Source organism: Terribacillus saccharophilus, assembly GCF_046592595.1.
GTDB lineage: Bacteria > Bacillota > Bacilli > Bacillales > Amphibacillaceae > Terribacillus > Terribacillus saccharophilus_C.
Genome location: NZ_JAWVPF010000007.1, coordinates 265,179 through 276,432, shown reverse-complemented (window position 1 = coordinate 276,432; position 11,254 = coordinate 265,179). Strand labels below are relative to the sequence as shown.

Below are 11,254 nucleotides of genomic sequence, written 5' to 3'. Positions count from 1 at the left end.
CGAGAAATTCTTCGGAGAGAGTGAGTATATTTTCTTATCGGCTTTTGGGGATCCGTTAAAGCCCGATGCTATCCGCAGACTATTTCACCGGTATGCCAAAAGGGCAGGATTGTCGCAGATACAACCAGGGAGGTTCCGTCATACTTTTGCAATTAAGTATTTAAAAAAGGGTGGAGACATAATGACTCTGAGCAAGATAATGGGCCACTCATCGTTAAAAACAACGGAGAATTATCTTCAGTTTTCGAGGGAAGACATTGTGGCTGCACATGAAAAATTTGCACCTAGTAAGGATTTTTATAGAAGGAAAGTAGTGAGAAATATTTAAACATCATACGCATACATCTATATACAAAGAAATGGCAAAAGACACTGTCATTTAGAATTTGTGTCTTTTGCCATTTCTTTATTGTTATCAATATTTAATTCATTCTGAATCATAACCTTAATTTTATCTTTTTTTCCTCTAATATCTTCTTGTTTTTGACGGAGCTTTTTATAATATTCTTGTCTATTACCCTCATACTCTCCGTACAATACTTTATCTGTCTCTTCAACTAATACCATTCTAATATCATTTAAAAACTCTTTAATCAAATCCGATAATTCTGATCCTGTAAATAATTCCTTATTCAGGAACTCTTTATAAGCTTCTACTCTTTTCTTATCAGTAACTAGGATTTCCTGAAAATCTAACGATGTTTGGAATTTTTGAATTCCTTTTTGTTTATCAAATAACCATTCAGTTTTGACTTGTTCTATACTATCATCTGAAACCTCATGCTTTTTAAGATACTCTTCAATTCTATCAAATTTAGTATCTGTTCTAAAGTCGGGGTATTCCTTATAAGCAGAGGAAGCAATTTCAAATTTCATGTGTAAGTCGCTAATCAATGAGTACAATTGGGGATAAACTTCATGTTTTTTAGAACTGAATAAACTAAAGTCATGTATTCTTCGTTGGTAGTCGTACTCAACTTCTTTTGTTAGGAGCTGAAGATCATGTTTGTGATCTTCTAAGCCCTTATCAAATCCGTGCTTTACCTTGGCTTCAATATATTTTTTTATTAAGAAGACAATCAAGGGACTTAGAAGGGCAGAAATAGTGACATAAGCACCTATTACATCAATAATATTCATTTTTACTTCTCCTAATACTAATTATTCGACTTCCATTATACCTCATTATTTAAACATTATATTACTGATTTTATTAAAAGTAATATAATCTAATCCAGTCCGGCTGCTTATCTCTACTCGTCTCATGGTTAGATTGACTTTATCGATCGTACCACTCACGGAATGCATGCGCTTGTTCTCGTAATACTCTACGGTAACAGGCGCTTGACTTTCGTAAGCTTCACGAACCTTCCGCTGTATTTCCTCTTGTTGATCCTCCGATAATACCGGCTGATTGACGTCATACTGACGTTGTCTTAATCGTTTTAATTCCTGGATATGCTCCGGCAACATTAACGAGGTCCATTTGATTGATCCGCGCTCATTCATATTCTTCACCTCCTAAATAGAACGTTTGTTCTTATTATACTCTGTTTAATCAACAAATGAGATAAATAATTCTGTTGTGCAATAAAAAAACCCCCTACTTTTAAATAGCAGGGGGGTAAACTTTGTTTAATGTCTCCAGCAGTCATACCAAAAGCCTTTTTTACGTGCATAATCATACGCAAAACATTTTTTGCTAGTTCCGCCAGTGTCAGTAACTGCACTGGCAGCTGATACATTAGATGCTAAGAAAGATCCTCCTGATAATAGTAAAGCGGTAATAGAAAGAATTCCCAAAAATTTTTTCATGCAATTCACTCCAATTTTTATGTAATGAATGTATTATAATTGCAATAATTAACAATGTAAATACAATTTAGAATATTAGTGTATTTTTTGGGATATTATTACTATATAAAAAAGAGCCCGTCGATTAAGCGAACTCTACGAACGAAGGCAACCGAAGCAGCCCGGATTTAGTTAGGTTACGGCACTTGACGCGCACGCCGATCGGCTTATCGAAATAGGCGAAGCCCTTCGACTCTTTAACGGTCGGCGTCCGATACATCTGACGACGCACTTCCGGAGACACACCGAGCTCCATAACGCCAGCATAACGGCCATCACCGAAAGTTAGCGCCAGGCCGAATTCTTTCTTACGGTAGCCGACGATAAATACGTCATCATAGCGGTAATTTACGACCTTCAGCCACGAATGACTGCGCTTGCCCGTTTCATAATGCGAATCCTTCCGTTTTAGGACGATACCTTCGAGCGCCTGCGACTTAATGACGTCATAGTACGCCGGTCCGTTGCCTTCGATATAGCGGACTTTGGATATGACGTCGGTATCTTCCGGCAAGGCATCGGCAAGGAACGCTTTGCGGACTAGCAGCGGCTGCTTGCGAACATCTTCGCCCTTGTAGCGCAGGATATCGAAAGCTACGAAATGGACTGGCGTTGCATATCTATCATCTCTGCGGGACATGAACCGGCTCATCATCGCCTCAAAGTCCGGCTTGCCTTCGGAATCGCTGACGATTAGTTCGCCGTCGAGTATCGTATCAGGCGGCAGATCAGCGGCATGGAGTTCGGGGAATCTTGCGGTAACTTCGTTCTTGTGGCGGGTATACAGGCGGACTTTGCCGTCTGGACCTACCGAATATATTAAGCGGATGCCGTCGAGTTTCAATTCGGTAAGATAACCAGAATCATCGAACGGCTCGTCCGATTTATGCAATAGCATAGGCGAAATAAACATACGTACCACCTCGATACTATTTTATCACGGAAACATAGTCGGATAGATTAGGAGATTACTGGAAAGGGAGCGATTGATAAGAATACCTAACGGTAATTTACGGAACTTGTATATTGGCAAAGTACCGTTATGGATACTGGGCAAATACCTTGATAATTACTACTACATTCCGTTTAGCAGAATGAATGTGCTAAATGCCGCCGAAAACGTTGATATACTGCGGGTTGTAGCGCCTTCCCCTTATAGAGAGGTATATAGAAGTGCTAAAAGACAAGCACTGCATATCGGTACAAAAACCGTACCTCATGCCATCTAATTACATCGATAGGGATATTATTCGGAGTAAAGTAATCTGCAGGGCGATCTTTCCCTGCTGAGGACGTTCTTTGTCCGAAAGGGTCGGTAGTGTAGTAGTACATATCGTGGGAAATATTTCCCGTGTAAAGTAGCCGTATGCCGATACATAGCGTTGGCACTGGCGGCAATAACACGCCACGAACCGCACAGCCATGCGCTTTATAGCTTATATCGGAGTGGTAGCGAATGGGATCCGTTATCTTTACTTCGGTTTACGAAAGCCCGATTTACCAGGCGCAGGCTTCATGGGCGAGAGGCCGCCGAAACTCAGGGGCTCACGTTTAAACGAGATAGTCTGCCTTTTAGGATATATACCGAAATTACTCTGCTTTTTAGGAACATCGGCAACCCGGCAGCACTCCGCATGATCGGCCGTCACTTATCCTAATGTACGACTTTGTATATTTTCTTACTTTCGAAACCTTGATTTTCCGGTATTCTTATCGTAAACTAAGGATAACGATACAATAACGTACATTGGAGGTATGAAAATGAATGAGAAGAACGTGCAGCCGCTACGGACACAGGCGGAAATAGAAGAGATGAAATGGGCGCTAAGAAGATTCGGGACCGAGCGTGATCGTTTCCTATTCGTATTCGGAATCAATACGGGGTTACGAGTAAGCGATATTGTACCGCTAAAGGTCGGAGATGTACGGGATAAGCAGCACGTTATCCAGCGCGAGAAGAAGACGGGTAAGCCACGCCGCTTCTTTATGAACGCCAAGCTGCGCGAGGAGATAGCGGAGTATACAGCGGGTATGGGCGAAGAGGAGTACCTATTCCCTAGCCGTAAGGGTACGGCTCCTATCAGTACAACGCAGGCATACCGGGTACTTACGAAGGCTGCTGCGATGCTAGAGCGCGACGACATAGGCACGCACACAATGCGTAAGACATTCGGTTATCATTACTATAAGCGCACGAAGGACGTCGCATCATTGCAAACACTCTTCAATCACTCGGCGCCTTCAATAACATTAAAGTATATCGGAATAACAGACGAAGAGATCGAAGCAAGTCTCGTAGATTTCTCGCTATGATTGAGGTCGGCCATGATGGTCGGCTTCTTTTTTTATGCTGGGGGGTATCCTAAAATTTACCAATGCCTTCTGGTAATCCTTCGGTCAGCGAATTCATTTCTACCTCAGGGGCTGAAAAATTTCGCGCCATAATTTTTTATCTCGGGGGCTGACGTAGCTTACCCGATTCCCACTAACGGGATTTAGGCAATAAAAAAGACGCCCACCTGGCGCCTATACCTTCTTAATTACGAATAGCTCCGATATATCGTCTATATCCAGTGCATCGGCAATCTTCGTAATATGTTCCTTATTGATCGTTTTACGCTGATTGTTATACAACTCGCTTATCGCAGCTGCTCTTATGTTCGTCTTATCCGCAAGTTCTTTTTGTGTGATTTTCCTAGCCTCTAATATTTCTTTTAATCTTACTTCGATAACCCTCACGGACATTCCCTCGCTTCGCTTCATTTTATCCTACGCCGATTATACAACAATTTCGAAATTACGTAAATATGTATTGACATTACGAAATAACGTAATTATAATCAAGTTAAGAATTACGAAATAACGGAATTGTAGATGGTTAAAATTACGAATCCGAAAATAGCTTTCCCGATACTTTTCGCCGTCACTCTCGCCTTTGTCTATGTCACGTTAATCATCGCCCTATAATGAAAGGAGCCGGAACATGAACGAAGTTAAAGTAGAAATCCGCTTTATGGACGAGCACCGTAAGCAACAAGCCGTCACAGTCGCAGGCAGCACACTATCGGAGGATATCGTAATGGTACCGCACGATCCGGAGGAAGTCACGTTTTATCGGTTTAGCCGCCGCATCGGCGATAAAGTAATCGTCATATCAGAGGAAAACGAAACATTCGCGCTAGCATTTCCGACACTGGATGCCGCAGGCGCAGCCGCCATCGTCAACGTATTTCGGTCCGATAGTCTTCTCGAAGTTGTCCGTCAAGGTATCGAACAAACTAAAAAACGCCTAAAAGGGAGCGAAAAATAATGAATAGAAACGAAATCATCGAAGCGATTAAGGTACAAGGTCATCCGCAAGTCCGTCCGGAAGTGTCTGCAGAGGCATTCGAAAAGTTAGCCGATCTTTATTTCGCAGGATTCAACATGCCGGAAGCTATACGCGAACATTGTCGCGCTAGTATCGATGAAATGGACGATGTAAATGAACTATTCGATGCAGTCCGTCTACAGCATAATATCCCGGACGTAGCCGGAGAAATGCCCGCCGGCCCTTACGTAAAATGGCGCAAAGTGGACGTCGAGGAGTTCTTCTTGAAAGCTACGCGAGTAGATGATCGTGTACAACTTCGATTCAGCGACGAAGGGTTCAATCGTAGCAGAGCTGTATCTATCGCGGACTATGACCGCATGTTCCCAACGGATCCACTTGAAGAGTCGCAGGATAGCCGAGTGCTTTGCGTGTATGTCGAAGTTCTTGCGGATATCTTTGGTCCGGAACTGGATGCGGAGTTACATGATATCTTCGGAGATTTCCCGAAAGCAGAAGCGGTCGAGCCGTCACTAAAATGGATCAGCGCAGATTCTTTCGAATCCGAATTGTACCTTGCGCATTTCGTCCGGATTGCCGGAAGTATTACAGTGAAGTACCAGGCGCCAAACGGCCATACTTACCTCGCCAATATGACTCCGGAACAGTATGCCGAGCTATACCCGCATGAAAAGCCGTTAGGATACGTCGAGTCTACTTCGGATATGATTACTGCCGGCTGCTTAATTGCTATCTTCGGACAAGAAGTCGAGACTGCTGTAAAGGGGGCGATCGCATGACTCTCGCCTCTCATTATTTCGAACGCCTCAAAGAGCTACATACAGAAATAGCCGATAACTTCGACATGCTGAACAAGATGCAATCCGAAGCGGACAAGCAGGTAAGTGCAATATACCACGAGATCGAAAAGCATGATTTCGATGAATCGGAAGGCTTCCAATATGCCCGCGAACTTAAAGACGTACTGCAGCGCCGCCGATGTATCAAGAGCGAATTAGTACAACTGCAGCCAGCTCACGACCTCCTACGCCGTCATATATCGGAGGTCGAACGCGAGTACAAGCGGCGTGTTAAGAAGGGCGAAGAAGTTGCTCGTAGTTTGAACGCCACGATTACGATTGAAGCCGTTTTAAGTTAAGTGTGCGCAGAATTCAATCGGGAAACGTACTCTTTCTTAAGAAATACTTTTTCGGAAGTATAATTTCCTGCTAGGGTCCGTCTTATATTTTGAAAGCTAATTTGAGCGAGATGGGTTTTGCTAGCGTTGTATTAATTATGGTAGAAGAATGAGAAATATGGTCATCCTCGGGGTACTATATTATGAAAGTCTTTATAAGCGTAAATCGTGGGCAGATATAAAAAATTACTGTTTAACGTAGGTAAATAGATTCATTTTGTGAGATATCATGGAATTTTTAGCAATTATCGCGCCTGAGCGCTCAAATGATGCGTATTTCTTTATGTAAGTTATTTTTTATGCGCGCCAATACGGTTTGGATTTCGTCTATACAGTTATAAGGTATTTTTACACCCGGCTGCTCTTTCGAGGGTTGGCGTGGGTACTATAAGTAACGGAAATTTTACCGAAACTGGCACGATTAACTAAAAAATACCCTATTAACATATAGAGGGCCATTTAAAGGAGGAATTTAATGACAATTAATGTAGTTGATTCAATTATGGGTAGCGGTAAAACCAGCTGGGCAATCGAGTATATGAACAAATCGGACAAGCAGAATAAATTTATCTACATTACACCGTATCTTGCCGAAGTTGACCGTATTCAAAAACAAAGTACCCGCGAGTTTATTGCGCCGAACAACAATAATAGCGAAGGGAGTAAGTTACGCAGCCTTAAAGAGCTTATCGTTAGTGGGTGCGATATAGTTTCGACGCACTCTTTATTCCAGGCAGCCGACGAAGAATTAATCGATCTACTCACCGGTGCGGGCTATACCTTAATTCTCGATGAAGTAATGGACGTAATCGAAAAAGCTAACGTAACGAAGCGGGATATTACCGATCTGCAGCGACTAGGACATATACAGATACTCGAAAATAAAGTCGTTTGGAATTGTGACGAATATGTAGAGGGTCGATACTTAGACATTAAGTTACTAGCAAACTCTAATAATTTATTTTATCATCGCGGCCAATTCTTAATTTGGGCGTTTCCGCCGCAGGTATTTCATGCCTTTAATAGCGCCTTTATTCTAACTTACCTTTTCGACGCACAAATACAGCGCTATTATTTTGACCTTTATGATTTCGAATACGAGTATCATTCTGTTCGGAAAGAAAACGGCAGTTATACTCTTACGGACTATGATCGTCTTTCAGAAAATCGAAAGGAGCTTTTTAATCTAATTGATTTGTACGAAGGAAATTTGAATGATGTCGGAGATGTAGAGAATGCTTTTAGCTCAACTTATCTAGGTAATATGAGCGCAGAAAAAGAAGAAGAAATCAGAAATAATATCTACAACTATTTCCGAAATATAACTAAGGCTAAATCTAAAGAAAACCTATGGACAACCGTGAAAAAAGCAAAGGCAGGTTTATCCGGTAGGGGATATACACGTTCATTCTTACAATGTAACGCTCGAGCAACTAACGAATACAGTGATCGGAGAGCATTGGCATATGTCTTTAATCGCTATATGAACCCATTAGAGAGGGCGTTCTTCCAGGATAACGGCGTAACAGTCAACCAAGATTTACTAGCCGTCAGCGACCTTCTACAGTGGGTATATCGATCGCAGATTAGAAACGGACAACCTATTCAGCTTTACTTGCCATCATCGAGAATGCGTCGCGTACTGCGTGAGTGGTCAGAGTATAAGCTGTAATTTATTTAAAATTGTATCTTGGGTACAGCTCTTCAAAAATAACGTTACTACAAAATCATCGAATTATCAAGGAGGAATTTTCATGGAAGAAAAATTTGTTAAATACGACGAGTATATTGCTTTGTATTCGGATTACGAAAACTTAGAGATAGCTTACAAAACTCTTCAAAAGGCATCATTAGCCGAATATGATCGTTTGGAAAAAGAGATAGAGCGTCTTAAGAAGGAGAATAAAAGATTAGGAGGTTGAGGTATATGAGCGATTACATTATGAGTCTCCGTATCGCCAGGAAATTGCTTTCTGACGGTTGTAAAATTATTGACGTACAGCCATCGCAAAGGTTAAAGGGAAGGCTAGTTTTTGTCTTTCGTGATGCTTCCGTTATAGAAAATAAACTTGCGGAATATCGGTTATACGGGGAGGAGTCTTATGGACGGTAAAAAGAAGGTCAAAGTGTTCAAGTCAGAAGTTATCGAGATACTAAAGGCTGGCCCGTTCAAAATCAAACAAGCGCTCTATGCGATGTTAATCACAAGCAAACATGAAGGGAAAATATTTTACTTTCCCGAGGCGAGGGCTTTACAGATGATCGGTACAAACTCGAAGGATACAGTAGGGAGAACAATCCGAAGGCTAGTCGGCGGGGGATTTATTGAATATGTACGAAAGGGCGAAGTTGACTGGATTTGGACGCAGTATGCCGGACACGTTCGATATAAGTCCAATATGTATAAGCTATTAATTTCGGAACCGAAAGAGGACGAGCCATATTTGGAAGTGACTATCGATGATTCATTCTTAGAGATCGCAACTAAACTATGCAGCAAAAAAGAAGTCCGAAATTACGTTAAGCGAACCGAGTTTACTAACCGTTGGCTAACCTATTACAAAGATAATTGCGCTTAGTTATTATCCCCGCTTCAGAACATCGCTCTTAACAACTTATAACCTATAGGGGGTACAACTTATATGAGGGGATATTCAAAAGCAGCTTTCGGAAGAAGAATGGATCAAATGGCAAGATTGAACAACAGATCGCATAAGGGACTGACTATCGAAGAATCACAGCTGAAATATGACGAGCTTGTTAAGCAAGTTGACGAAGAATTGGAACGGTATTTCGATGCTAACGGTTACTATCCCGAGAGAATGAGAGCGACGCATCCTGTAGCGTATACGGAGGGGTTCAACAAAGAGAAGCCGAGCGATATGTCTCCTAGTGCTAACGTATTAGAAGGTAATCTGCAGCGGCCGCCTTTAACCACGTTAGAAGGTGCGACATGGCTTATCGACTATAATGCAATGCAGCTGCTCGCCCGATACGAGGATTTTGAAATCGAATCAAGGTCAGCTAAAGAATGGCGTATGCTCGAGCGGGAGTACGTCAAGCGCGCGGATTATACGATAATGGACTTTTACGACGACTTCAGGACTGCGATGGAAGTTCCTGGTAGCGCGCTAACGTGGGTGGATTATCGGAGGGAACGAAAGAAATTGCGTAAGTGTAAATGTAAATTCTGCCTTAACTACTTTCCTATCGAAGAGGGATCGATGTTTATTCGGAAGAGAGTACGGCGGTCTGATAGTCTGTATTGCACGGCTGGTTGTAAACAGATGCAGATGGACGCAAATAAGGAGTTCAGAAGGACAAGTGAGATATACGAAAACGGCACATATTTACCGGTTTACGCTTACAAAACAACAACGGAAGACCACGAAAGAAGAGAGATGGAAAAATGGGAAATTCCTATAGAAAATATGGACGATTATGAAGACGAAAAAGTTGGAAAATCAGCGATTTAAAGCCATTTATTGGGGGAAAATTTCACGTATTAGTGAAGAGGTCGAGCCCAACCACGGAGGGCTTTGACCCGTTATTTTTTGGTCGGATTGTTAAGAAAGGAGGGGTATGTATGACTGGTGAAGAATTTCAAGTGGTTAGATTGTACATGGGGCTTACGCAAGCGCAATTTGCGGAAATGTTGGGGATCAGCGAAGCGAGTGTTAGCTTCATGGAAAGAGGCCAACGTAATGTAAGTGCTGCGACTATAGCTAAAATTTCTAAAAAGTTTCAGGTAACAGATGATTACCTGGCTTTTAAGAGCAACCGCAAGCGGCTTGCTGAGTAGCATTTATTTTTTTGTGCTTCTTATATAAATTAGATTATATTTTCCCTAATCTCATAATACCACATTAAAATTCAATTATCAAGTCTTATAGGAGGAAAAATAAAAATGAAGACTGCAACTATTGAGGAATCTACAGTCTTGCGATTCTGTAAAACATGCGGGAAGCCTAAGCCTATCGATCAATTCGAAAAGGATGCCAGGGTTAAAGCGGAAGACAGCAGGACACATCGTTGTTATGACTGCAAGAAGAAGTACATTCATAAGGGAGCCAAAGCTTACTATCGGCTGCATGATCGTTATCCTAAGTATCAAATAGCGGTAGAGGTTGCCAAAGAAGATATAGCTGTTATGTACGACTCTTATACGAAGTGCATGTATTGTGGTCAATCTAAGAAAGAAGATACGAGAACTTTCCATCTCGAACACATAATTCCATTAGCAAGATCCGGAAGGAATCATTTATCGAATAATGTTTTCGTTTGTCCGACGTGTAATGCCATGAAAGGAAGTAAATCATTCGTTGATTTCTTCGGATCCAGCGGAAGAGTTCCTTTAAGTAATTTAAGGGTTGTTATATGGCATATCGCCCACTTTGGCGGAATGACAACGGAAGAAGCCGAGAACTTGTTATTAAAGGATGATGAAAATTGGAAAAACCAACAATCGGAAGCAAGAATTATATAGACAGAGCGCTTATATCAGTCCTAAAGAGCGAGGAAGGCATCGGAGTAGGCATATCAGTTACTCGAATTGAAGGTGAATCGGAAACCGACGTTTATATCGGAAGCATCTACATTTCGGAAGAAACCGGACTGAAGCCATGCTTTATTAACGCCATGCAGCTTATCGAGCAGGAATACGGAAGCATTCCGGAGGTAGTCCGGACTAACGTCGCATTTTACCGTTATAGCCAGCACGTACGAGTAGCAAAACGAAAGCTCGGCGTCGAGAATATGGCGGTTAAAGTATACAATCATTCGAAACTAGGACAGGCTAGCGAGCTTGCGGAGGATGCAATTAAACGAAAGACAACTATAACGGAGTTGATTGGAGAGAGGGCGGAGATTTCGAAATGAGTAAAAAGACAGAG

Annotated in this window: 17 protein-coding genes; 12 read left to right on the top strand and 5 right to left on the bottom strand. The window is 41.9% G+C overall.

The genetic code is table 11. The features are described from left to right. On the top strand, nt 1-328 hold a 328-nt coding region (locus tag SFC25_RS13975; RefSeq protein WP_411215863.1), incomplete at its 5' end, for a tyrosine-type recombinase/integrase. 47 nt (nt 329-375) lie between these two features. On the opposite strand, the gene SFC25_RS13970 is transcribed toward SFC25_RS13975, so the two are convergent. From SFC25_RS13970 to SFC25_RS13955, 4 genes are all read right to left on the bottom strand, one after another. Beyond that, a complete protein-coding gene (locus SFC25_RS13970; RefSeq protein WP_411215862.1) occupies nt 376-1,140 on the bottom strand; it encodes a hypothetical protein in 765 nt (254 codons plus the stop codon). Between the two features lie 45 nt (nt 1,141-1,185). Beyond that, nucleotides 1,186-1,509, bottom strand: a complete 324-nt coding sequence (locus SFC25_RS13965) for a YolD-like family protein (protein ID WP_411215861.1) — start codon at nt 1,507-1,509, stop codon at nt 1,186-1,188. A 126-nt stretch (nt 1,510-1,635) separates the two neighbouring features. After that, nucleotides 1,636-1,815 carry a hypothetical protein gene (locus tag SFC25_RS13960; RefSeq protein WP_411215860.1) on the bottom strand — a complete coding sequence of 60 codons (180 nt, stop codon included), beginning with the start codon at nt 1,813-1,815 and terminating at the stop codon, nt 1,636-1,638. Between the two features lie 124 nt (nt 1,816-1,939). Beyond that, complete coding sequence (locus tag SFC25_RS13955; protein WP_411215859.1) at nt 1,940-2,767, bottom strand: ATP-dependent DNA ligase; 828 nt, start codon at nt 2,765-2,767, stop codon at nt 1,940-1,942. 848 nt (nt 2,768-3,615) lie between these two features. Here SFC25_RS13955 and SFC25_RS13950 point away from each other — a divergent pair. After that, nucleotides 3,616-4,167 carry a site-specific integrase gene (locus SFC25_RS13950; protein ID WP_411215858.1) on the top strand — a complete coding sequence of 184 codons (552 nt, stop codon included), beginning with the start codon at nt 3,616-3,618 and terminating at the stop codon, nt 4,165-4,167. 213 nt (nt 4,168-4,380) lie between these two features. Here SFC25_RS13950 and SFC25_RS13945 read toward each other — a convergent pair whose 3' ends face one another. Next, nucleotides 4,381-4,617: a helix-turn-helix domain-containing protein gene (locus SFC25_RS13945; RefSeq protein WP_411215857.1), complete on the bottom strand. Its 237-nt coding sequence runs from the start codon at nt 4,615-4,617 to the stop codon at nt 4,381-4,383. Nucleotides 4,618-4,837: 220 nt separating this feature from the next. On the opposite strand from SFC25_RS13945, the gene SFC25_RS13940 reads away from it, so the two are divergent. The 10 genes from SFC25_RS13940 to SFC25_RS13895 all read left to right on the top strand — a co-directional run bounded on the left by SFC25_RS13940 (nt 4,838) and on the right by SFC25_RS13895 (nt 11,240). Continuing rightward, a complete protein-coding gene (locus SFC25_RS13940) occupies nt 4,838-5,164 on the top strand; it encodes a hypothetical protein (protein WP_411215856.1) in 327 nt (108 codons plus the stop codon). After that, complete coding sequence (locus SFC25_RS13935) at nt 5,164-5,964, top strand: hypothetical protein (protein ID WP_411215855.1); 801 nt, start codon at nt 5,164-5,166, stop codon at nt 5,962-5,964. Before SFC25_RS13940 ends, SFC25_RS13935 begins: the two co-directional genes overlap by 1 nt. Continuing rightward, nucleotides 5,961-6,323, top strand: a complete 363-nt coding sequence (locus SFC25_RS13930; RefSeq protein WP_411215854.1) for a hypothetical protein — start codon at nt 5,961-5,963, stop codon at nt 6,321-6,323. The genes SFC25_RS13935 and SFC25_RS13930 overlap by 4 nt, the downstream gene beginning before the upstream one ends. A gap of 514 nt (nt 6,324-6,837) precedes the next feature. Then, the gene (locus SFC25_RS13925) at nt 6,838-8,034 is read left to right on the top strand and encodes a hypothetical protein (protein WP_411215853.1); all 1,197 of its coding nucleotides are present in this window, start codon (nt 6,838-6,840) and stop codon (nt 8,032-8,034) included. An 82-nt stretch (nt 8,035-8,116) separates the two neighbouring features. Beyond that, nucleotides 8,117-8,284: a hypothetical protein gene (locus tag SFC25_RS13920; protein WP_411215852.1), complete on the top strand. Its 168-nt coding sequence runs from the start codon at nt 8,117-8,119 to the stop codon at nt 8,282-8,284. 180 nt (nt 8,285-8,464) lie between these two features. After that, nucleotides 8,465-8,941, top strand: coding sequence for a hypothetical protein (locus tag SFC25_RS13915; protein WP_411215851.1), 477 nt, complete (start codon nt 8,465-8,467; stop codon nt 8,939-8,941). Nucleotides 8,942-9,004: 63 nt separating this feature from the next. After that, nucleotides 9,005-9,838 carry a hypothetical protein gene (locus SFC25_RS13910; RefSeq protein ID WP_411215850.1) on the top strand — a complete coding sequence of 278 codons (834 nt, stop codon included), beginning with the start codon at nt 9,005-9,007 and terminating at the stop codon, nt 9,836-9,838. 110 nt (nt 9,839-9,948) lie between these two features. After that, the gene (locus SFC25_RS13905) at nt 9,949-10,164 is read left to right on the top strand and encodes a helix-turn-helix domain-containing protein (RefSeq protein ID WP_411215849.1); all 216 of its coding nucleotides are present in this window, start codon (nt 9,949-9,951) and stop codon (nt 10,162-10,164) included. Nucleotides 10,165-10,269: 105 nt separating this feature from the next. Beyond that, complete coding sequence (locus SFC25_RS13900; protein WP_411215848.1) at nt 10,270-10,848, top strand: HNH endonuclease; 579 nt, start codon at nt 10,270-10,272, stop codon at nt 10,846-10,848. Continuing rightward, nucleotides 10,812-11,240 carry a hypothetical protein gene (locus tag SFC25_RS13895; RefSeq protein WP_411215847.1) on the top strand — a complete coding sequence of 143 codons (429 nt, stop codon included), beginning with the start codon at nt 10,812-10,814 and terminating at the stop codon, nt 11,238-11,240. The genes SFC25_RS13900 and SFC25_RS13895 overlap by 37 nt, the downstream gene beginning before the upstream one ends. The last annotated feature ends 14 nt before the right edge of the window (nt 11,241-11,254 follow it).